This window comes from Streptomyces sp. PH10-H1 (assembly GCF_030063355.1).
GTDB lineage: Bacteria > Actinomycetota > Actinomycetes > Streptomycetales > Streptomycetaceae > Actinacidiphila.
The window spans coordinates 12,147-31,836 of sequence record NZ_JASISZ010000036.1 but is presented as its reverse complement, the minus strand read 5'-3'; the positions used below and the strand labels follow the sequence as shown (position 1 = coordinate 31,836).

At 71.5% G+C, this 19,690-nt stretch carries 21 protein-coding genes and 4 pseudogenes; 17 read left to right on the top strand and 8 right to left on the bottom strand.

All coding sequences use genetic code 11. From position 1 onward, the window contains the following. Positions 1–209 precede the first annotated feature (209 nt). Together QMK24_RS21715 and QMK24_RS21710 are read left to right on the top strand one after the other, a co-directional pair. Positions 210–545 (top strand): annotated as a pseudogene (locus QMK24_RS21715) (IS1380 family transposase); the annotation flags it as partial. A 149-nt stretch (positions 546–694) separates the two neighbouring features. Beyond that, positions 695–886: an antitoxin gene (locus tag QMK24_RS21710; RefSeq protein ID WP_283468214.1), complete on the top strand. Its 192-nt coding sequence runs from the start codon at positions 695–697 to the stop codon at positions 884–886. Between the two features lie 72 nt (positions 887–958). Here the strand turns inward: QMK24_RS21710 and QMK24_RS21705 are convergent, their stop codons facing one another. Beyond that, positions 959–1,411, bottom strand: a complete 453-nt coding sequence (locus tag QMK24_RS21705; protein WP_283468212.1) for a DUF5990 family protein — start codon at positions 1,409–1,411, stop codon at positions 959–961. Positions 1,412–1,477: 66 nt separating this feature from the next. Between QMK24_RS21705 and QMK24_RS21700 the strand changes: the two genes are divergently transcribed. The 6 genes from QMK24_RS21700 (at position 1,478) to QMK24_RS21675 (ending at position 7,537) form a co-directional block, all read left to right on the top strand. Then, positions 1,478–1,990: an Asp23/Gls24 family envelope stress response protein gene (locus tag QMK24_RS21700; RefSeq protein ID WP_283468210.1), complete on the top strand. Its 513-nt coding sequence runs from the start codon at positions 1,478–1,480 to the stop codon at positions 1,988–1,990. A 200-nt stretch (positions 1,991–2,190) separates the two neighbouring features. Beyond that, complete coding sequence (locus QMK24_RS21695) at positions 2,191–2,937, top strand: GntR family transcriptional regulator (protein ID WP_283468208.1); 747 nt, start codon at positions 2,191–2,193, stop codon at positions 2,935–2,937. 221 nt (positions 2,938–3,158) lie between these two features. Continuing rightward, on the top strand, positions 3,159–3,407 hold the full coding sequence (locus QMK24_RS21690; RefSeq protein ID WP_283468206.1) for an NfeD C-terminal domain-containing protein: 249 nt from the start codon (positions 3,159–3,161) through the stop codon (positions 3,405–3,407). A gap of 10 nt (positions 3,408–3,417) precedes the next feature. Then, a complete protein-coding gene (locus QMK24_RS21685; RefSeq protein ID WP_283468205.1) occupies positions 3,418–4,635 on the top strand; it encodes a flotillin family protein in 1,218 nt (405 codons plus the stop codon). A 534-nt stretch (positions 4,636–5,169) separates the two neighbouring features. Continuing rightward, positions 5,170–6,369, top strand: coding sequence for a phosphodiester glycosidase family protein (locus QMK24_RS21680; protein ID WP_283468204.1), 1,200 nt, complete (start codon positions 5,170–5,172; stop codon positions 6,367–6,369). 151 nt (positions 6,370–6,520) lie between these two features. Continuing rightward, entirely contained in the window at positions 6,521–7,537 is a 1,017-nt protein-coding gene (locus QMK24_RS21675) for a DUF6528 family protein (RefSeq protein WP_283468203.1), read from the top strand. A gap of 18 nt (positions 7,538–7,555) precedes the next feature. Here the strand turns inward: QMK24_RS21675 and QMK24_RS21670 are convergent, their stop codons facing one another. Then, positions 7,556–8,047 (bottom strand): universal stress protein, encoded by a 492-nt coding sequence (locus QMK24_RS21670; RefSeq protein WP_283468202.1) that lies wholly within the window; start codon positions 8,045–8,047, stop codon positions 7,556–7,558. A 458-nt stretch (positions 8,048–8,505) separates the two neighbouring features. Between QMK24_RS21670 and QMK24_RS21665 the strand changes: the two are divergent. Beyond that, positions 8,506–8,607, top strand: a pseudogene (locus tag QMK24_RS21665) (NAD(P)-binding protein); the annotation flags it as partial. Positions 8,608–8,778: 171 nt separating this feature from the next. On the opposite strand, the gene QMK24_RS21660 reads toward QMK24_RS21665, so the two are convergent. Both QMK24_RS21660 and QMK24_RS21655 read right to left on the bottom strand, forming a co-directional pair. Continuing rightward, positions 8,779–9,366: a phosphatase domain-containing protein gene (locus QMK24_RS21660; RefSeq protein WP_283468286.1), complete on the bottom strand. Its 588-nt coding sequence runs from the start codon at positions 9,364–9,366 to the stop codon at positions 8,779–8,781. Beyond that, entirely contained in the window at positions 9,353–9,508 is a 156-nt protein-coding gene (locus tag QMK24_RS21655) for a hypothetical protein (RefSeq protein WP_283468201.1), read from the bottom strand. Before QMK24_RS21655 ends, QMK24_RS21660 begins: the two co-directional genes overlap by 14 nt. On the opposite strand from QMK24_RS21655, the gene QMK24_RS21650 reads away from it, so the two are divergent. Continuing rightward, the gene (locus QMK24_RS21650; protein WP_349307807.1) at positions 9,497–9,799 is read left to right on the top strand and encodes a hypothetical protein; all 303 of its coding nucleotides are present in this window, start codon (positions 9,497–9,499) and stop codon (positions 9,797–9,799) included. The genes QMK24_RS21655 and QMK24_RS21650 overlap by 12 nt on opposite strands. Before the next feature lie 194 nt (positions 9,800–9,993). Here QMK24_RS21650 and QMK24_RS21645 read toward each other — a convergent pair whose 3' ends face one another. Then, positions 9,994–10,224, bottom strand: a complete 231-nt coding sequence (locus tag QMK24_RS21645; RefSeq protein WP_283468199.1) for a hypothetical protein — start codon at positions 10,222–10,224, stop codon at positions 9,994–9,996. A gap of 115 nt (positions 10,225–10,339) precedes the next feature. Between QMK24_RS21645 and QMK24_RS21640 the strand changes: the two genes are divergently transcribed. The 4 genes from QMK24_RS21640 (at position 10,340) to QMK24_RS21625 (ending at position 14,565) form a co-directional block, all read left to right on the top strand. After that, positions 10,340–11,110, top strand: a complete 771-nt coding sequence (locus QMK24_RS21640) for an SGNH/GDSL hydrolase family protein (protein WP_283468198.1) — start codon at positions 10,340–10,342, stop codon at positions 11,108–11,110. 115 nt (positions 11,111–11,225) lie between these two features. Then, the gene (gene purB, locus QMK24_RS21635; RefSeq protein ID WP_283468197.1) at positions 11,226–12,659 is read left to right on the top strand and encodes an adenylosuccinate lyase; all 1,434 of its coding nucleotides are present in this window, start codon (positions 11,226–11,228) and stop codon (positions 12,657–12,659) included. Next, a complete protein-coding gene (gene mug, locus QMK24_RS21630; RefSeq protein WP_283468281.1) occupies positions 12,656–13,207 on the top strand; it encodes a G/U mismatch-specific DNA glycosylase in 552 nt (183 codons plus the stop codon). Before purB ends, mug begins: the two co-directional genes overlap by 4 nt. Positions 13,208–13,407: 200 nt before the next feature. After that, positions 13,408–14,565, top strand: coding sequence for an ROK family protein (locus QMK24_RS21625; protein ID WP_283468196.1), 1,158 nt, complete (start codon positions 13,408–13,410; stop codon positions 14,563–14,565). 105 nt (positions 14,566–14,670) lie between these two features. Here the strand turns inward: QMK24_RS21625 and QMK24_RS21620 are convergent, their stop codons facing one another. Together QMK24_RS21620 and QMK24_RS21615 are read right to left on the bottom strand one after the other, a co-directional pair. Beyond that, positions 14,671–15,444, bottom strand: a complete 774-nt coding sequence (locus QMK24_RS21620) for a GntR family transcriptional regulator (protein ID WP_283468195.1) — start codon at positions 15,442–15,444, stop codon at positions 14,671–14,673. 209 nt (positions 15,445–15,653) lie between these two features. Next, positions 15,654–16,504, bottom strand: a pseudogene (locus tag QMK24_RS21615) (sigma factor-like helix-turn-helix DNA-binding protein). Here QMK24_RS21615 and QMK24_RS21610 point away from each other — a divergent pair. The 3 genes and pseudogenes from QMK24_RS21610 to QMK24_RS21600 all read left to right on the top strand — a co-directional run bounded on the left by QMK24_RS21610 (position 16,433) and on the right by QMK24_RS21600 (position 18,671). Continuing rightward, positions 16,433–17,086 carry an NADPH-dependent F420 reductase gene (locus QMK24_RS21610; RefSeq protein ID WP_283468194.1) on the top strand — a complete coding sequence of 218 codons (654 nt, stop codon included), beginning with the start codon at positions 16,433–16,435 and terminating at the stop codon, positions 17,084–17,086. The pseudogene QMK24_RS21615 and the gene QMK24_RS21610 sit on opposite strands and share 72 nt — an antisense overlap. A gap of 159 nt (positions 17,087–17,245) precedes the next feature. Further along, positions 17,246–17,602: pseudogene (locus QMK24_RS21605) on the top strand (NCS2 family permease); the annotation flags it as partial. 229 nt (positions 17,603–17,831) lie between these two features. Further along, positions 17,832–18,671, top strand: a complete 840-nt coding sequence (locus QMK24_RS21600) for an alpha/beta fold hydrolase (protein WP_283468193.1) — start codon at positions 17,832–17,834, stop codon at positions 18,669–18,671. On the opposite strand, the gene QMK24_RS21595 is transcribed toward QMK24_RS21600, so the two are convergent. Further along, positions 18,643–19,656: a DMT family transporter gene (locus QMK24_RS21595; RefSeq protein ID WP_283468190.1), complete on the bottom strand. Its 1,014-nt coding sequence runs from the start codon at positions 19,654–19,656 to the stop codon at positions 18,643–18,645. The two genes, QMK24_RS21600 and QMK24_RS21595, sit on opposite strands and share 29 nt — an antisense overlap. Between the last annotated feature and the right edge of the window lie 34 nt (positions 19,657–19,690).

Genomic DNA, 19,690 nt, shown 5'->3' with positions numbered 1-19,690 from the left:
CAGCGCGCCCATCTCGGACTGCCGTTGCTGCCGCCAATGCCAGCGCCGACGCCAACCGCTGGCGCAGTGCCGCTCCGCTGCCCGGGCGAGACCGCTCCCGTTCATCCTTTCGGACTAACCTCGCCGTTTCGGTTGGGGTGCGGCTGAGGGTTGGGTAGAAACGCAAAAGTGCCTTCCTGAGCTGGGACGATGGACCTTGTCTAGGGGTTCTGTCGTCGCCAGGGGAAGGCACTTTCTGCGTGAAGGATTTCGGTTCGCGGCCCCGGCTTGTGGTGTCCGCTGACGGGTCGGGGGTGGTCGGGCACGCCGGAGCACGGTTGCTGGCGGACCTCGCCGAAGCGACCGGGCTGACGGCGGCGTATTCCACCGTGCTCCGGCCGCTTCGGCCGCCCGGGACCGGCCATGACCCAGGCCGGATCGCCACCGATCTCGCAGTGATGCTCGCCGACGGCGGCGAGGCGATCGCGGATCTGGCCGTTCTGCGGGACCAGCGCGAGGTGTTCGGCCCGGTGGCCTCCACGCCGACGGCATGGCGGCTGCTGGCCGCCGGCCACATCCTGCTGGCCGTGGTGGGGCTGGCCGCATGGGCGGTCGGCCTGAGCTCCCGGCCGAGCCCGCCCGGAAGGCCCGGAATGCGGACCCGGGCGACTGCGTGGATGCTGAAGGTGTTGTCCACCACGCAAGGAGGTCCGACATGTCCATGTTCGACAAGCTCAAAGGCATGCTCAAGGGTCACGAGGACCAGACCAAACAGGGAGTCGAGAAGGCCGGCGACTTCGTCGACCAGAAGACTGACAACAAGTACAGCGGCCAGGCCGACATGGCCCAGGAGAAGCTGAACGAGCAGCTCGGCGACCGCCCGCCCACGGACGAGGCCGGCAAGTAACCGGCTGACGCCGACGATGACGCCGCCCAGGACGCCGTCCAGGACGACGACCGATCCGCGGCCCCCTACGAGTCAGCGGACAGGAACAACGCTCCAGGCCACCTGGGGCGGGTGAACGGAGGCGCACAGCGGAAGCCCTGAGGCGTCGGTCAGTCCCAGGGCTCCTTGGAGACAGCCGCCTCCGTCGCGCGCGGCCGTCAGGTCGGTGGCGGGAATGTCGGCCAGGTGAAGTTTGGCCCGGCGGAACATCGTGAACGCTCCGCCGGGCGGCTGCTCTCCCCATGTGAGGTAGAGGAACCGGCCGCCACGGCGGCCCTGCACGTGCGGCCCGCGAAAGTCGGCCGTGCCGTCCGGAGCGGTGACGAGGGTGACGGGGGCCTCGAAGACCACCTCGCCGGCGTCCGCGGAGACCACGGCGTCCTGCACCGTCCCCCGCTGCATTCCCACATGGACGTCCTGATGGTCACCGCAGTCGGCTCCGGGCAAGTCCCGGCCCACGATGCGCACCATCACCTGTGTCATCATCCGGCTCCTCTTCGGTCGGTACCGGAGTCCATGGTGCCCGGAGCCCAGACGAAGGGACGACCCATCATGAGTGACGCCGCAGATCGGAACAGCCCCGGGCCCGACCGTTCGAATCCCGGGAGCGAAGGCAGGACCCTGGACAAGGGCGCGAAGCCGGCCGGCAAGCGGGCGCCGCTGGGTGATCCCGCGACCCGTGGCCGTACCACCATCGCCGACGGCGTGGTGGAGAAGATCGCCGGACTCGCCGCCCGTGATGTGCTGGGCGTGCACGCCATGGGCACCGGATTCGCCCGCACCTTCGGCGCCGTGCGCGACCGGGTGCCCGGCGGCGGCCAATCCGTCGCCCGGGGTGTGAAGGCGGAGGTCGGGGAGGTGCAGACCGCACTCGACCTGGACATCGTCGTCGAGTACGGGGTGTCCATCGTCGATGTGGCGCGCGCGGTGCGGGAGAACGTGATCGCGGCGGTGGAGCGGATGACCGGTCTTGAGGTCGTCGAGGTCAATGTCGCGGTCGGCGATGTGAAGCTGCCCGACGAGGAGGACGACGAGGACGACGAGCGGGAGCAGCGGGTCCAATGACGGGGTCCGGTGACGGCCCGCGAGTTGACGGAGTTTCACGGTCCTTGCCGGATCGGGCCCGGTAACTGCGAGTTCGCGCCAATATATGGCGTACTGGCGAGTAACCCTCGCGACAGGTATAGACCAATGATAGGTATGGGAAACGGATCACTCATGTGCGATCACCATGCGTCACTCCTCACGGAAAGGGATCACCCACCGTGCCCCAACCCTCCCGTCCCGCCCCGCCCGTACGCCCGCTCTATCAGCAGATCGCCGCCCGCATCCAGGCAGATCTCGACAAGGGCCGTATCGCACCGGGCGACCGGCTGCCCGCCGAGCGGCTTCTCGCCGAGCGCTTCGGCGTCAACCGGCAGACCGTGCGCCAGGCCCTGCAACTCCTGCGTGACCGCGGCATGGTCACCACCGGCCGCAGAGGCACCCGCGCCGCAGCCGTCACGCCCGGGATACCGGTCCGGCTGATCCGCGAGGCGGCCGTCACCCCGCAAGGACTCGACGACGACTGCGGGGTGCTCCGGAACGCGCCCGCGCCCGTCGACATCGCCTGCCTGCTCGGCCTCAGTCCCGGCACCACCACCTTGGTCCACCAACGGGTCGAGCACGCGCCCGGCGCCCAGCTGGCGGACGCCACGTCCTACTTCTCCCCGGTCGCGATCGCCGAGATTCCCCAGTTGGCCGAGCACCGCCGCTCCTCGTCCGAGCCCCACCGCGGCAACCTCCGTGGCCTCTACCAGTGGATGATCGACGCCGATCTGCGCCCCCACCGGCGCGACATCATCGCCCTGGCCCCGCCGTTCGGCCCACGGCCGGCCACGCCGGACCAGGCGAAGCTGACCATCCGCCGGACCATCGCCGACCAGCACGGCCGCCTCCTGGAAGTCACGGACCTCCAGTTGCCGCCAGGACCGGCCCAGCTCGTCTACGAATTCGCTCCCCCCGTCAACTAACCGTCCGGACACCGGCGTTCGTCCAGCGTGCCGGGTGCGGCTGGTGCGGACCTCGGCACGCACCAGCCGCATGTAGTCCCCCGCCGGGGGCGCCGCCGCCCGCCGGCGACCGGCGATGCCGGCACTGCCGGCGACCCACCGGGCGCCCGCGGATAGGCCGCCGGTAAGTGGTGGGGCTATGGTCATAATCCAGGACCACAATGATGAGGGGGCAGTCGGAAATGGCGCAGGACGAGGCCGTTATCGGCTGCACGGGGGAACTTCTGATCGGCACTCGTGGATCTGCCGGACCCGGCGAGATCCTGGTGCGCATCAGAGGCGGAACCGAGACCTTTCTCGCGTGGTCCGAGGAGCCCTTGCCGAGGGGGACGACGGTGCTCGTGATCGAATCCCGTGGCACTCGGCAGGTTGGCGTCATCAAGTGGGAAGATCCCCTTGATGCGTTGGGTGGCGTCGGCGACGCCCGTTAAGGAGACGAAAATGTTCGGTTATCGCGTTCCAGCCCCTGATGAGGCGATGCTGATTTCGGGCGGCAGGCGGGGACTCGAAGGTGCGCCGTTCCGTGTCGTGACCGGCCACGGCAAATTCGTACTCCCGGTCTTCCGCAAGACCCGCTTTCTCACGCTGGCGATGTGCGAGGCCGAGGTCTCCGAGACCTGCGTGACCAGGCAGGCCATCGCGCTGACGGTCCGCGCCGTGATCGCCTTCAAGGTGGGCAACGACACCGAGAGCATCGTCAACGCCGGTCAGCGGTTCCTCTCCGACCAGGACCAGATGTCGGTGCTCACCGGCCGGATCTTCGCCGGGCATCTGCGCTCCATCATCGGCTCGATGACGGTCGAGGAGATCATCACCGAACGGCAGAAGCTCGCCACCGCAGTCCTGGAGACCTCCAAGACCGAGATGGCGAAAATCGGTCTGACCGTGGATTCGCTGCAGATCCAGTCGATCGACGACGGCAACACCGGATACATCGACGCGATGTCGGCACCGCACAAGGCGTCCATCCAGCAGATGGCCCAGATCGCCCAGGCCCGGGCCACCCAGGCCTCGGTCGAGGCGGAGCAGTTTGCCGCACGGAACCAGGCCGAATACGCGCGGCAGACCGCCGTGGTGCGGGCCGAGTATTCGGCCGAGGTGGAGCGCGCGCAGGCGAAGGCCGCGCAGGCCGGACCGCTGGCGCAGGCGCACGCGACGCAAGAGGTGCTCATCGCGCAGACCGAACTGGCCGAACGTGCGGCCGAGCTCCGCCAGCAGCAGCTGCGGGCCGAGATCGTGAAGCCCGCCGAGGCCGAGGCCGAACGGATCAGGGTGCTGGCGGTAGCCGAAGCGGAACGGATGAAGATCCAGGCCGAGGCCGCGGCGTCGTACGACCGGGTGGCACTCGACCGGATGCTGATCGATCAACTGCCGCTGATCGTCAAGGAGGCCGCCACCGGCCTCGCCGGTGCCAATGTCAACGTGCTCAACGGCGCCGAGGGCCTCAGCGAGATCGCGGCGGGCCTGGTCGGCCAGGGCCTGACGATCCTGGACTCCGTCCGGAAGAACCTGAGTGGCTCCACCGAGCAGCGCCCGGGCAAGGACAACGGGCTGGTCGCGCTGCAGGGGTACCTGAAGCCGTCGGAGAACCCGTCGGAGAACCCGTCGAAGAAGGACGGCCCGGACAAGCCGGCCGACGGTCCGATCAAGATCGACTAGCGGTCCGTCCCGACGCAGTGCCCCGGGAGCGCGATCCCGGGGCACTGTCGTATCCGCATGTGGGAGACGGAGGGCGGACGGGGCGGAACCGTTGTGCGCGGTGCTCGCCGGTGAGTGCCCAGTCGGTCGCGCCCAGACAGTCGGTGAGCTGCCCAGTGGTGTACGGGCTGCGCAGGTTCCGGTGGCCTTCCCGCGCGCGACGGTGCGGCGCGCCGCCCGCGGTATCGGCCGCCTGTAGGGGCCTTTGAGCCAGGCGAAGTACATGAAGTGCCCGAAGCCTGTTCGGCGCGTTAGACACCCTGAGCGCGCTGAGTGTGCCGAGCACGTGAGATCGCTGAGACCGGCCGCACCGACCCGCGTCGGAGCCCGAGAAGCTCGCTGTTGTCGCTGCACTGGCAGAAAGGGTTCGGGCTCTTGCCCCTTGCCACCTCGCGCGTTTCCGCCCGCCGGTCCGGCCCGCTCCGCAGCCGCCGCCCCCCTTCCCATGCCGGAGGGCGGCCCGGGCCCCGGCACCGGGTGCGTACGGCGCTGATCGTGGCCGCCGCCTGGAGCGCCCTGGTCCTCACCGCGTCCCCGGCGAACGCCGTCGCCGACGTGTCACGTCCGCAGCGCGCGGGCGTGACACGTCTCGCGCCCGGTGTGGTCTATGAGACGTTCTCGCTGCCCGCCTCCCACGGCACTGCACACGGCCACCTTCTGACGGTCGATCTGGACAACGACCACGTAAGGGTCGATCTGCTCCGGCCGGGTGCGGCCGACGCGCGGGCACCGGTGTCACGGCTGGCCGACGCGCGCGGCGCCGTCGCCGCCGTCAATGGCGACTTCTTCAACATCTCCGAGAGCCAGCATCCCGGTGTCGACCCGACCTTCTCCGCGGTGGGCCCGGCCATCGCCGGCGGACGACAGCTGAAAGCCGCCGTCCCGGACGGCCAGCGGTTCGGTCCCGCGCTGGTGCCGGGTACCACCGCTGAGGACGTGTTGGGCATCGGCGCCGACCATGTGGCCCGGCTGGACCGGCTGACGCTGCAGGGCGTCATCGTCACGAAGGCCGGGGCGTCGGCCCTGGACGGATTGAATGAGTACGCGCTGCCCGTGGACGGTGTCGGCGCGTACACCCCCGCGTGGGGGCCCGCTTCGCGCTTACGCGCCACCTGCGGTACCGATACCGACCGCGGCGCCGCCTGCAGCGCCGACACGTATGAAGTGACGGTGCACGGCGACACCGTCACCGCGGTCTCGGCCGCCCCGGGGAAAGGCGCCATTCCACGCGGCTCGGTCGTGCTGGTCGGACGCGAGGCCGGCGCGCAGACACTGCGGCACCTGAGGCCCGGCGACAGGGTCCACATCCGGCACCGGCTCCAGGGCACCGGAGACGACCCGTTGGCCTTCGCGGTGGGCGGATATCCGATCCTGCGTGACGGCGTCCCGCTCGACGGCCTCAACGAGACCGTCGCCGCCACCCGTACCGCCGCCGGTATCGGCGACGACGGCCACCGGCTGTACCTGCTCGCCCTGGACGGCGGGACCGAGAGCGGTGCCGGGCTGACCCTCGGCGAACTTGCCCGCCTCCTGCTCGGCCTCGGGGCCGAGCACGCCGTCGACCTCGACGGCGGCGGCTCGTCCACGCTCGTCACCCGGACCCCGGGCAGTACGCACAGCACCGTGCGGAACCACCCAACGGGCGTGGCGGAACGTCCGGTGCCGAACGGCGTGGGCGTGCTCCTCACTCCGTGACGCGGGTCCGCGATCGCCGGTCTGCGACGTCAGACCACGACCCAGGTCCACATCTCAAGTCCACGATTCAGGTCCACGACTGACGTGCGTGAGTCAGGTCAGCCGGTCAGATCCGTGACAACCACCACACCACCCGCACGGGAGCGCCCTCATGTCCACGAGTTCCGCAGACCGCCCCACTCGCAGGGCCACCCTGCGGACGGCCGCCTCCGCGGCGCTGGCCCTCGCCGTGCCCTCGGCTGTCGCCCACGCCGCGCCCTGGTCACCCGGCAGGACGACCGGCAAGCGGAGCCTGATCATCGCCGCCGATCAGGCGTCGCGCCGTGTCCTGCTGCTCGACCCCAACACAACAACCCTGCGCGGCAGACGGGCCGCTCTGTCGACCCTGGCCTCGGTCTGGACCTGGTCGCCCGGAACGCTGACGGAATTCAGCGACCTGCAGCCGGAGCTGACCTGGCGCAATGTCAGCGAAGCCAAGTGGCACGTCGGCGCCCACCGGACCTGGGTGCTCACCTGTGCCTCGGACGGCTTCGCAGCGGTCGTGGAGTACCCGGGCGGGCGCGCCTACTGGGCCGCCGCCATTCCCGGCAACCTCCACACCATGGAAGTGCTCCCCGACGGCAACATCGCGGTGGCCGCCAGCACGGGCGGCTTCGTCCGCGTGTATGCCGCCTCGACCGGGCCCCGTCGCACCGACCATGCGGAGTTCGCCCTGCCCGGCGCCCACGGCCTGCAATGGGACCCGCTGCACCAGGTGCTCTGGGCCGTCGGTGACAACCATTTGGTGTCCCTCGCCATCAGCGGCACCCCGCAACTGCCGCAGATCACCGCGGTGTCGACCGTACCGCTGCCCGAGACCGGCGGACACGATCTGGGCACCGTCGCCCTCGACCCGAGCCGACTGTGGGTGACCACCATGACCCACGTCCGCCAGTTCTCCCTCGCCACCCGTACCTTCGTGTCGTACAGCGAACAGGCGGCCGTGGACCGCCCCCTCGTCAAGAGCATCGGCGACGACCCCCTGACGGGCCAGATCCTCTCCGTGGCACCCGACACCGACAATCCCTGCACCTGGTGCACCTCCACCGTCCGCCTCCAGGCCCCAGCCGACGTGGAGACCCTCCCCGGGTCCAGCCTGTACAAGGCCCGCTGGGCCATCACACTCTGAACGGCGGCCGGCAGCTCGTCAGGGATGCCGGTGCGGCGGAGGCGGGATCGAACCGATACCGGGTGCGGATTCGGGCCACACCAGCAGGACGGGGCAGGGCGCGTGGTCGACGACGAATCGGGTGGCGGGCCCCAGGCTCCGCGGACCCAGCCGCCGGCGGTCACCGTCCCGCGCGCAGATCAGGAGGTCGGCGCCCTCGGCCGCGCGCACGACCTCGCGTGCGACGCGCCCGTGAAGCTGACGCCGGCTCACGGGCCGGCCCAGCCGGTCGGCCGCCACGCCCAGGAGTTCGGCGGCCGCCGTCGCGGACAGGGCCTCCAGGTAGTCGCCGGGGTCGCGCTCGCGATGGCCCCGGCCGAGCAGACCCGCGAACGCGCCGTGCGCGGCGGCTTCGGCATCGTCACCGGTGACATACAGCAAGGTGATGTCCGCCGCGTCGGGGACGTGGGCGCGCGCGGCGTCCACCGTCGCCTGCCACGTGCCCTCGGTGATCCAGATGATCGCGGTCACGGGTTGGTTCAGCCTCCGATCGCCTGCGCAGCCCTCCACAGTGCCACAGCGGCGACGATCAGGGCTGCCTGCCGGCCGCGGAAACGCGCGCTCAGCGCGTCGGGGACCACCCTGCCGCGAGGGGCGCCCCGCACGACACCGCGACGCGCTTCAGCCCTTAGGGGACCCCTTGGCCCGGAGGGGCTATGGCGCGGACCGGGCGCCGGGCGGAGTGTTGAAGGATGCAGAGGAAGAAGAAACCATGGTTGTGGCTCGTCCTGCCGCTCATTCCGCTGATGGCTCTCCTCAGACTGTTCCGGCGGCGGATCCGTCCGGGCGGCGGGGGTCCCGGCGGTCCGCCGCCCGCCGGTGTCCGGGAGCCTCGGCGGCCGAAGCCGTCGCCGCCCGCGGCGGCGCTGTCCCGGTCGGAACCGGACGAATAGCCGCTTGGACGCTCCTGGAGGCGAGGGGGGAACGGCATGCCGGCGGAACACGTCGATGTGCTGATCGTCGGTGCCGGCCTGTCCGGCATCGCTGCCGCCTGCCGCCTCCGGCGGGAGACCCCGGGCAAGACGTTCGCAATCCTGGAGGCGCTATGTACAAGCGCAGCGCGCCCTGCCCGAACAGGGGCCGTCCGCGCCCTGGCGGCTCCATCAGAACTACCCGCGCGACATCCTCATACTGCGGCGCGGCCCCCTGGAGGACGAGGGCATCCGCTTCAGCCGCCCATCGGCGCGGCAGCAGACCGCCCCTCAGAAGTCTCCGTGGTTCACCTGCCAGGTTGGCAGCCCCATACGGCGCCAAATCGCTACAACTCTGTCGCGGTCATCAAGACTGACGCGAACGTTGTACCGGTGGCGGAGGTGCGCGTCGAAGAGTTCGGCCTTGACGATGTCTTCGCGGCGCGCGTCGCCCGCGTGCCGCATCCACAGTTCGTCGCAGGGCACGGCGTGCGCCGCGATCCAGGCCTCCGTCTGCGGCCGGAACTCCTCACCGCATCCCGACAGCAGCACGATCCGGTCGCAGTTCGCCTGCTGGAACGCGACGAGGGCGTCGCGCACCGAGGTGTTCAGGCCGTCCCGCTCGCAGTGGGTGAAGTCGTAGGGGTTGCGGTTCAGGTTGACCGCGAGGGTGCCGTCGATGTCGCACATCACCGCGGCGGGGAGCGTTTCGTCCGCGATGTAGGGCTCGACGGCGGGAGTGTCGTTCATCCAGTCGTCCGTGAGCCGCCAGCCGCTCCGGGCGGCCTTGATGCGCTTGCCGTCCAAGAGGCGGATGATGTCCTCGCCCACGGGGTTGTCGCGGGCCGCGTCGCGGCGCAGGCATTCATCGAGCGGCACGTCGGTGGTCGTGGATGACGAAGGCCGCCTGCCCGGCGACTGCGGCCTTGAGCCGCTCGGGGATGCGCGGCGTCAGGTGGGTGTTGTCCACGACGACGTCCTGGATGGCGAGGACGGTCTGCTCGTGCTCGTGGGACCACATCCGCCGGCTCCCACCGTCACTCCCGCCCTCACTCCCGCCGTCACGGAGCATCGCCCGCAGGTCGTCGAGGTTGACATCGGCAAGCGGATTCCGATGGTGACGATGCCGTGCGCGAACGCCGCCTACGTCCAGCACCCTCAGTTCGAGCGGTCCATCGGCGAGCTCCGGCTGGCGGGGGTGAACGTGCTGTACGGGGAAGGCGGCTTCATGCGGGACCAGCCGGGTCAGGAGCAGCCGGGCGACTATCCGTGGGAGATGGCGCTCGTGGCGGTACGGGAGGCCGGCGAGTAGCACCGCCTCGAATGTGCCCGTAGTCGGATGTGCCCGTACCGGCGGCCCAACGCGCCGGATGATACGGGTACTTCGAGGATACGGGTACTTCGAGGAGTGTGGCCCCGCCCCTCAACGGGCGGGGCGGCCCGACCGCAGCCAGCGGTGAATAGGTTGGGTCCAGGCTAAGGGGCGGCACTGACAACGGCCGGAGTTCAGCGGTGGTGGGTGACGACGGCGGCCGCGGCCGCGGCGACGCCGATGCAGGCGAGCGTGATGATCAGCCCGGTCGTGTTGCCGAGCGCCAGGTACACGATGGCCAGTGCGATCAGGCCGCAGAGCACGGCCAGCCACGGCTGCCGGCCGACCGCACGGCTCAGCGCGTCCGTGGCGCGGTGGAGAGCGGTCGTAACGGGACCGGGGCGGTCGCGGCGGGTACGGGCCATGGGGCCTCCGATGCTGGTGCGGCCCCGCCAGCGGTCGGCGGGTACTCCATCCATGGTCCCGCATCCGGCACCAAGGTCGAGCGGATCGGGAAAGGCGGGTAATATCGCCCGCGCCATGCAGATGAATGCCACATACACCAGCTTTGTCGCGGTCGGCGACTCCTTCACCGAAGGTATGTCGGACGCCCTCCCGAACGGCTCGTACCGCGGATGGGCCGATCTGGTCGCCGGTCGTCTCGCCGCCCGTGCGCCCGGCTTCCAGTACGCCAACCTCGCGGTGCGGGGCAAGCTCATCCGGCAGATCGCGGACGAGCAGGCGGAGGTGGCCGCGGCGATGGGCGCCGACCTGGTCACGCTGGTCGGCGGGCTCAATGATGTGCTGCGCCCGAAGTGCGACGTGGACGCCGTGTGCGCGCTGCTGGAGCGTGCCGTGGAGAAACTCGCACCGAGCTGCGAACAGCTGGTGCTGATGCGCAGCCCCGCGCGGCGCGGCCCGGTGGCCACGCGGTTCCTGCCGCGGATGGAGCAGCTGTTCGCCTTCATCGACGCGCTGGCGGAGCGGCACGGGGCGGTGGTCGTGGACCTGTACGGGGCCGAGGTGCTGGGTGATCCGCAGCTGTGGGCCGATGACCGGCTGCATCTGAACGCCGAGGGCCACCGGCGGGTGGCCGAGGCGGTCTGGCAGGCGCTCGGGCACGAGGCGGAGTCCGACTGGACCGACCTGCTGCCGCCCGCGGTGCCGCCGGGGTGGGTGACGCGGCGCAACGCCGACCTGCGCTTCACGCGTGAGCACCTGGTGCCGTGGATCGGCAGGCGGCTGACCGGCCGCTCCTCGGGCGACGGGATGCCGCCCAAGCGCGGCGAGCTGCTCCCGTACGAGGGCTGACGAGATCTGATGAGGTTGATGAGGTCAGACGAGCTGACCCGTGTCCGCAGGGCCTGACGGAGCCCGATCCCGGCCCGGCGCTGGCCTGCGCCGACGCGCAGTAGACTCTCTGCACGTGACTGCTAAGCCTCGTATCCCGAACGTCCTGGCCGGCCGCTACGCCTCGGCGGAGCTCGCCACCTTGTGGTCCCCCGAGCAGAAAGTGGTGCTGGAGCGCCGCCTGTGGCTCGCCGTCCTGCGGGCGCAGAAGGACCTCGGCATCGAGGTCCCCGAGCAGGCGCTCGCCGACTACGAGCGGGTGCTGGATCGGGTCGACCTCGCCTCCATCGCCGAGCGCGAGAAGGTCACCCGGCACGACGTGAAGGCCCGTATCGAGGAGTTCAACGCCCTCGCCGGGCACGAGCAGGTCCACAAGGGCATGACGTCGCGCGACCTCACCGAGAACGTCGAGCAGCTGCAGATCCGGCTGTCGCTCGAGCACGTCCGCGACCGTACGGTGGCGGTGCTGACCCGGCTCGGGAAGCTCGCGGCCGAGTACGCCGAGCTGGTCATGGCCGGCCGTTCGCACAATGTCGCCGCGCAGACCACCACACTGGGCAAGCGCTTCGCGACGACGGCCGACGAGCTGCTGGTGGCCTTCGAGCGGGTCGAGGACCTGCTCAGCCGCTATCCGCTGCGCGGTATCAAGGGCCCGGTGGGCACCTCGCAGGACATGCTGGACCTGCTGGACGGCGACACCGCCAAGCTCGCCGAGCTGGAGGACCGGATCGCCGGGCACCTGGGCTTCTCGCGGGCCTTCACCTCCGTCGGCCAGGTCTACCCGCGCTCGCTGGACTACGACGCGGTGACCGCGCTGGTGCAGCTGGCCGCGGCTCCCTCGTCGCTGGCCAAGACGATCCGGCTGATGGCCGGGCACGAGCTGGTCACCGAGGGCTTCAAGCCCGGCCAGGTCGGCTCGTCCGCGATGCCCCACAAGATGAACACCCGCTCGTGCGAGCGGGTCAACGGCCTCGCGGTGATCCTGCGCGGCTACGCCTCGATGGTCGGCGAGCTGGCCGGCGACCAGTGGAACGAGGGCGATGTGTCCTGCTCGGTGGTGCGCCGGGTCGCGCTGCCCGACGCGTTCTTCGCCTTCGACGGCCTGCTGGAAACGTTCCTGACGGTGCTGGACGAGTTCGGCGCCTTCCCGGCCGTCATCGCCCGCGAACTGGACCGCTACCTGCCGTTCCTGGCCACGACAAAGGTGCTGATGGGCGCGGTGCGCGCGGGTGTGGGCCGCGAGATCGCGCACGAGGTCATCAAGGAGCACGCGGTGGCCTCCGCGCTGGCGATGCGCGAGAAGGGCGCCGAGCGCAATGAGCTGCTGGACCGGCTCGCCGAGGACGAGCGGATGCCGCTGGACCGGGCGCAGCTGGACGCGCTGATGGCCGACCGGCTGTCGTTCACGGGCGCCGCCGCCGGTCAGGTCGCGGCCGTGGTGCAGCGGATCGCCGAGGTCGCCGAGCGGCACCCGAAGGCGGCCGCCTACACGCCCGGAGCGATCCTCTGAAACCGGAGGAACTCGAAGCCGCCCGCGACCGCACCATTGAGGATGTGGCCGCGGGCGGTCTGCGTGTGCTCTTCTGCGGGATCAATCCGGGGCTGCTGTCCGCGGCGACCGGCCATCACTTCGCCCGGCCGGGCAACCGGTTCTGGCCGGTGCTGTACGCCTCGGGCTTCACCCCGCGCCTCCTCAGCCCGTCCGAGCAGCGCGAGCTGCTCGCGTACGGGCTCGGCATCACCAACGTCGCCGCACGGGCCACCGCGCGGGCCGACGAGCTGAGCGCCGAGGAGATGCGCGAGGGCGGCCGGATCCTCGACGCCAAGGTGCGCCGGCTGGAGCCCGCCTGGCTGGCCGTGGCCGGTATCACGGCCTACCGGATCGCCTTCGGCGAGAAGAGCGCCGTGATCGGCCCGCAGGACCGGACCATCGGACGGACCCGGATCTGGGCGCTGCCGAACCCCAGTGGCCTCAACGCCCACTGGACGGCCGCGGCCATGGCGGAGGAGTTCGGACGGCTGCGCGCCGCCGCCGACGCGCGGGCGGCGGAACTCTAGCGCACGCCCGCCCGCAATCGTCATGTCGAGCGAGGCAAGGCGTTCCGTGAGGGTCCGTGACCCCAGCGGACCCCGCCAGTACGGCGATTGGCGGCGCCCCGGCACCCACCGGTGCGACCGGTGCGGTGGCGGCACTCGCCGCGCGACGGCGGGCCAGGTACGATCCGCCCACACACAGGCACAGGCTGGGAGGACATACGTTGGGGCGGCTCACCGGCGGGGACCCGTCCCTGCTGCGACGGATCAATTCCGCGGTGGTCCTCCACGCGCTGCGCGGGTCCCAGACCCCCACTCTGACCGAGCTGGTGCACAGCACCGGCCTGTCCCGGCCGACCGTCGAGGGCATCATCGAGGGGCTGACGGAGTCCCGCCTGGTGGTGGAGGCCGCGGCCGAGCCCGGCGACGCCCGTAAGCAGGGCCGGCCGGCCCGCCGCTTCCGGTTCCACGCCGAGGCCGGCCATCTGCTGGGCATCGAGATCGGCGCGCACCAGGTCCGCGCGGTGCTGTCCGACCTCAGCGGGCAGGTGCTGGGCTCGCTGGGCCATGACGTGTCGGAGTCGGCGCCCGCCGACGAACGCCTGGAGCGGGTCCGCGGCACGGTCGCCGAGCTGCTACGCAAGTGCGGAGTGGCCCGCAGCACGCTGTGGGCGGTCGGGGTCGGCAGCCCGGGCATCGTCGAGGCGGACGGCGCCGTGCGGTTGAGCACGGCGCTGCCGGGCTGGACGGGACTGCCGCTCGGGGAGCGGCTGCAGCGTTCGTTCCGCTGTCCGGTGCTGGTGGAGAACGACGCGAACGTCGCGGCCGTCGCCGAGCACTGGAAGGGCGTCGCCGTGGGAACGGACGACATGGTCTTCGTGCTGGCCGGGCTGAGCCCGGGTGCCGGGTCGCTGATCGGCGGCCGGCTGCACCGGGGCTTCGGCGGCGCGGCGGGCGAGATCGGGGCCCTGCACCTGCTGGGCCAAGAGGTGACGCCCGAGCATCTGCTGTCGACCACCGGTACGCCGCTGCATCCGCTGGACGAGACGGCCGTCGCCCGGGTCTTCGCGCTCGCGAAGCGCGGCGATTCCCAGGCGACTGAGGCCGTGGACCGGTTCCTGCGGCGGCTGGTGCACGATGTGGCGGCGCTGGTGCTCGCCCTCGACCCCGAGCTGGTCGTCATCGGCGGCTGGGCGGCCGGCCTGGACGGCGTCCTGGAGCCGCTGCGCGACCAGCTGGCGCGCTACTGCCTGCGGCCCCCCGAGGTGCGGTTGTCGGCGCTGGGCCAGGAGGCCATCGCCACCGGCGCGCTGCGGCTGGCGCTCGACCACGTCGAGGAGCAGTTGTTCGCCGTCGAGCAGACCTCGCTCGCCCGGCGCTGACCAGCCGCTGCCGCCACTCAGGCTCGGGGCTCGGGCCGGTCACCGGACCGGGAAACCACTGAGCACCGGACCACCGTCGGGCCCGGTGCTCAATCGTGCGGTGGTTCAGGACGCCTGGCGGCGTTCCTGCTGCTCGTGCGGGGTGACCTCCACCGTGCCGGAGTCACCGAAGGTGAGCCGGCAGGTGTCCGCGCGGTAGGTGGAGACCGCGATGGCGGCGACCTGGCCGGCGGCGAAGTAGCGCGTGGTCACGACGAGGACGGGGGCGCCGGGCAGCCGGTCGAGCTGTTTGGCGTCCTCGGCGCGGGCCGAGCCCAGTTCCACGGCGCGGTCCTCGCCCTCCAGGTCCAGCCGCTGCAGCTCACGCAGGACGGCGGGCGCGTGGCTCGCGGGTGAGAGCAGGCCGGGCAGTCCCGGAACGGACTCGGCGGGGACGTAGAGCAGCTCGGTGGCGACCGGCTGACCGTTCATGACGCGCTCGCGGCGGATGGTGTGCACCGGCAGACCGTCACCGCTGTCGAAGAGCCGGGCGACGGCGGCCGGGGCGACGGCCTCGGCGCAGCCGATCGTGCGCCACACGTCGGTGCCGATACCGGGCCAGGCGTTGTGGACGGGTCCGACGGCGACGCCCATGCGCGGCGGGGCGACGGTGGTGCCGACGCCGCGACGGCGCTGCAGGCGGCCCTCCAGCTCGAGCTGCTCCAGGGCCTGGCGCAGGGTGGCCCGGGCGACACCGAAACGGGCGGCGAGGTCGCGCTCGTTGGGCAGGATCTCGCCCACCGAGAACTCGGAGTCGAGCGCGTCATTGAGCACGGTCTTCAGGTGCCAGTACTTCGGCTCCTGAACCTCCTGCGTCGCCTCGAGCATCGTGGTCCCCACCCTGTCCTCACAATCGCTGGGCCCGTGCGGGCCTTGTTCAGCCTTGTTTCCGAACCACTATTTATTAAAGGTCCTTGCACTACTAGGCGACGATAGGGCGGGCCTCCCCCTTGGTCAAGACCAATCATCGATCCGGTCCGGACCAGGGGACGCCTGGTACGCATGACGTTCATGCGATGTTGACGCGGCGCTACGGGGACGACACCGCGCTACGGAACGTCGCGCTCCGCCGGGGCCGGTGAAGGTGCCTGAGCCCGTGCCGTGGGCGGCAGCACGCCGGAGAGCTTCTCCGGATTGGTGAGGAGATAGACGCGGACGATGAGTCCGTCGGCGACTTCCAGCGAGAGCACGGTGTGCGGGCGTCCGCCAGTGGTGACGAGGAGCGCTGGCGCGCCGTTGATCTCCTGGAAGACGAAGCCGGGGTCGGGCAGCGGGCTCCGGCCGATGGCGTTCAGGAAGCGGCCCACCTTGACCCGGGCGGTCTCGGCCGGGTCCGCGTCGAAACGCGGACGCCGCTCCTCGACGTGCCGGCGGCCGCGCCCGGCCGGCTGCCGTACGGCCGGCTCGGCACGGTCGAGGACGGCGGCGATCTCCGCGTAGGGGTAGCCGAATGCCTCGCGCCGGACGAACACCGCGCGTTCCAGCGGGGACAGTGACTCCAGCAGGACGAGCATCGCCAGGGAGACGGACTCCGCGAGCACTACGCGCGTCTCCGCGTCGGGCACGGTCCGTTCGAAGTCGGTGGCGACCGGCGCGGGCACCCCCCGTACGCCTCGCGCCGCGACTGCACGTGCCACAACCGGTCGATGGCGAGCCGGGACACGGTCCTGACCAGGCAGGCGCGCGGTTCGCGAACCTGGGTGCGGTCGGCCCCGGCCCAGCGCAGCCACGCCTCCTGGACGATGTCCAGGCGGGGCGGCCGGGGCCGCTGCACAATGAGGCGGGGTCGTCGTCGTGGCGGCCGTCGCAGGTAACGAAGGGGAACCGCATGCGGTACGGGGTACTGGGTACGGGCGAGGTCGGCCGGACGATCGCCGGCAAGCTCGTCGCGCTGGGGCATGAGGTGACGCTGGGCTCGCGCACGAAGGACAACGCGGCCGCGCTGGCCTGGGCGCAGGAGGCCGGCCCCGGCGGGCACAACGGCACCTTCGCGGATGCGGCGGCCTTCGGCGAAGTGGTCGTCAACGCCACCGGCGGCATGGTGTCGCTGTACGCCCTGGAGGCGGCGGGAGCGGCCAACCTCGCCGGGAAACTGCTGGTCGACGTCGCCAATCCGCTGTCGTTCGCGGACGGGGAGCTGGTGTTGGACCCGGTCGGTTCCGACAGTCTCGGCGAGCGGATCCAGCGGGCGTACCCGCAGGCCCGGGTGGTGAAGACGCTCAATACGGTCAACTCGGCGGTGATGGTGGACCCTTCGCGGGTGCCGGGTGAGCACGTGCTCTTCCTGAGCGGGGACGATGCGGCGGCGAAGGAGCAGACGGCCGCGCTGCTGGCGGAGTTCGGGTGGCCGGGCGAGCGGGTGGTGGACCTCGGCGGGATCACCTCGGCGCGCGGCACCGAGGCGTTCCTGCTGCTGTGGGTGAAGACGATGGGCGCGCTGGGGCACGCCGACTTCAACTTCGCCCTGCACCGAGCCCATTGACAGCGGCGACACAGCTATGGCCACAGCGCTGACCGCAATGTGAAGGTGATGTGAGGTTACGCGGCGGAAACCCGCGCAGCCGCTGCGGCAGGCACAATCCGTGTGCCCCGCGTCCTGCGAAACCTCGCGCGGCGCCAGAGGGCGTCACCGAGGAGTGCCATGCCAGAACCTGTCATAGAGACGGCAGCGCCGCTGTCCGCCGCCCCGCCGCCCGGCAGCCCGCTGGACCGCTATTTCCGGATCTCGGAACGCGGATCCAGCGTCGGCCGGGAGCTGCGGGGCGGCTTCGCCACGTTCTTCACGATGGCCTACATCCTCGTGCTGAACCCGATCATCCTCGGTAGTGCGACAGACAAGTTCGGGCACCATCTGTCAACCGGCCAACTGGTCACCGCCACCGCCCTGGTCGCCGCCGTCATGACGGTGATCATGGGTGTCGGCGGGAACCTGCCGCTGGCGATCGCGGCCGGGCTCGGGCTCGGCCTCAACGCCGTCGTCGCCTTCCAGATCGCGCCCCGCTGCTGGGCGCCAAGTAGCCGACGGCCGCGGCGCGGCGGCGATGAGCCGCTGCGCGCCGGCGGGAGGACGCCCCGACCGAGACGGGGGCGCCCGGTCGGGGCTGCTGGCCGGGCCGGCCGCTGTGCACCGGCCCGTATCCAGTCAACTCACGGTGCCCCATAGGAGTTCCCCCGGATTCGCCGATAACCTTCCTGACGTCATGTCTACCAACGGTCAGGAGCGCCGCATGCCCCGAACCGCCTCGCTCATCGAGGTCTCCCCCGCCGGTCTCCCGCCCGTCACCGTCGCCTACGAGCGGCGCGGCTCAGGCGAGCCGCTGGTGCTGCTGCACGGCATCGGGCACCACCTGCAGGCATGGGACCCGGTGGCCGGCCTGCTCGCCGGCGAGCGGGACGTCATCGCCGTGGATCTCCCCGGCTTCGGCCAGTCCCCCGCGCAGCACTCGTCGGTGCCCAGCGACCTGCCGACGGCCGTCGCCGCGCTCGCCGCCTTCTTCGCCGCGCTCGGGCTCGGCCGCCCCCATGTGGCCGGCAATTCCCTCGGCGGGCTCATCGCCCTGCACCTGGGACGCGAGCGGCTGGTCCGCAGTGTCACCGCGCTGTCCCCCGCCGGATTCTGGACCGAGCCGGAACGGCGCTACGCCTTCACCGTGTTGGGCGCCATGCGGCGCGGCGCCCGGCTCCTGCCGCCGCCCACCGTCGAGCGGATGTCCCGCAGCGCCGCCGGCCGCGCCGCGCTCACCAGCGCGATCTACGCCCGCCCCGGACTGCGCACACCCGAAGCGGTGGTGGCCGAGACCCGCGCCCTGCGCGAGGCCGCCGGCTTCGAGGCCACCTTGGCGGCGGGCCGCGCGGGCGTGGTCTTCGGACACGACATCCCCGATGTCCCCGTGACCATCGCCTGGGGCAGCCAGGACCGTGTCCTGCTGCGCCGCCAGGGGATCCGCGCCAAGCACACCATCCCCGGCGCCCGGCTGATCCGGCTGCCGGGCTGCGGCCATGTCCCGATGAACGACGAACCCGCGCTGGTGGCCCGGGTCATCCTGGACGGCTCCCGCCAGCGGTGACCGGCAGGGTCACCGGGTTGCGCGTTTCTCCGGCCGCGCTGTCCTCGTAGGCCGGAGGGGCTGAATTCCGGGCTGCCACGGTTCCGGAGTGCTCGCTGGGCGTGCGTCGGGCGAGCATTCCGGAGCCCACCGCGACCCCGGCCGCCACCAGCAGGCTGCCCCCCAGCCGGCCAGGACCGAAGGTGCCCACGCCCACCAGGGGCGCGGTCAGGGCCGCGGAGACCGGGATCAGCCCCGAGAACAGCGTGGCGCGCTCGGCGCCGATGCGCTGCATCCCGGCGTACCAGCACACGAAGCCGATCACGGTCGCCACGACGACCTGCCAGCCCAGCGCCACGGCCTCACTCACTTCCGGCATCCGCAGTGCGGCCCGCCCGTCGAGCAGCAGGCCGAGCAGCCCGGCCTCGGCGGTGGCCAAGCCGCAGACGCACGTCGACAGCAGTCGCGGACCCAGCGGTCCGACCAGCGGTACGGCGACCACCGCGAAGGCGACCTCACCGGCCAGCGCCGCCACGGACCAGACCAGTCCCGCGGTGTCCGTCCCGCCCCACCCCTGGACCGCGAAGGCTCCGCCCGCCACGAGCAGCGCCCCGGCCGGCACCGCGCGCTCGGGCCGTCTGCCGTTCAGCAGCGGCACCAGTACGGCCACCACGATCGGCGCGCAGCCCACCAGCACGCCGGGCACCGCGGGTTCCGCGGTGGCCTCGGCGGCGAGTATCGAGAGGTTGAAGCCGACCATGCCGGTCGCGGCCAGCACCGCGATCCGCAGCCACTGACGGCCGGTCAGCGCACGCAACCGGACGGCCGCACGCGTCGCGCCCCGGAGCGTGATCAGGGCGAGCAGGACGAAGGCGATGCCGTATCGCAGCGCCTGGCCCCCGGCGTGCGGGTAGCCAGTGAGTGCGCCATTGGCGGTGAAGGAGCCGCCGACCAGGACACAGGCGAGGGCGGCCAGGAGCGCTCCACGGCGCTGGAATGAGTTCATGGGATGACGCTATGAAGCGAATCGGTCCGGATTA

Coding starts and splice junctions, on each gene's coding strand:
- QMK24_RS21710 (WP_283468214.1), top strand. CDS start 695: ATGTCCATGTTCGACAAGCTCAAAGGCATGCTCAAGGGTCACGAGGAC.
- QMK24_RS21705 (WP_283468212.1), bottom strand. CDS start 1,411: ATGATGACACAGGTGATGGTGCGCATCGTGGGCCGGGACTTGCCCGGA.
- QMK24_RS21700 (WP_283468210.1), top strand. CDS start 1,478: ATGAGTGACGCCGCAGATCGGAACAGCCCCGGGCCCGACCGTTCGAAT.
- QMK24_RS21690 (WP_283468206.1), top strand. CDS start 3,159: ATGGCGCAGGACGAGGCCGTTATCGGCTGCACGGGGGAACTTCTGATC.
- QMK24_RS21685 (WP_283468205.1), top strand. CDS start 3,418: ATGTTCGGTTATCGCGTTCCAGCCCCTGATGAGGCGATGCTGATTTCG.
- QMK24_RS21675 (WP_283468203.1), top strand. CDS start 6,521: ATGTCCACGAGTTCCGCAGACCGCCCCACTCGCAGGGCCACCCTGCGG.
- QMK24_RS21655 (WP_283468201.1), bottom strand. CDS start 9,508: ATGTGGTCCCACGAGCACGAGCAGACCGTCCTCGCCATCCAGGACGTC.
- QMK24_RS21645 (WP_283468199.1), bottom strand. CDS start 10,224: ATGGCCCGTACCCGCCGCGACCGCCCCGGTCCCGTTACGACCGCTCTC.
- QMK24_RS21640 (WP_283468198.1), top strand. CDS start 10,340: ATGCAGATGAATGCCACATACACCAGCTTTGTCGCGGTCGGCGACTCC.
- QMK24_RS21610 (WP_283468194.1), top strand. CDS start 16,433: ATGCGGTACGGGGTACTGGGTACGGGCGAGGTCGGCCGGACGATCGCC.
- QMK24_RS21600 (WP_283468193.1), top strand. CDS start 17,832: ATGCCCCGAACCGCCTCGCTCATCGAGGTCTCCCCCGCCGGTCTCCCG.
- QMK24_RS21595 (WP_283468190.1), bottom strand. CDS start 19,656: ATGAACTCATTCCAGCGCCGTGGAGCGCTCCTGGCCGCCCTCGCCTGT.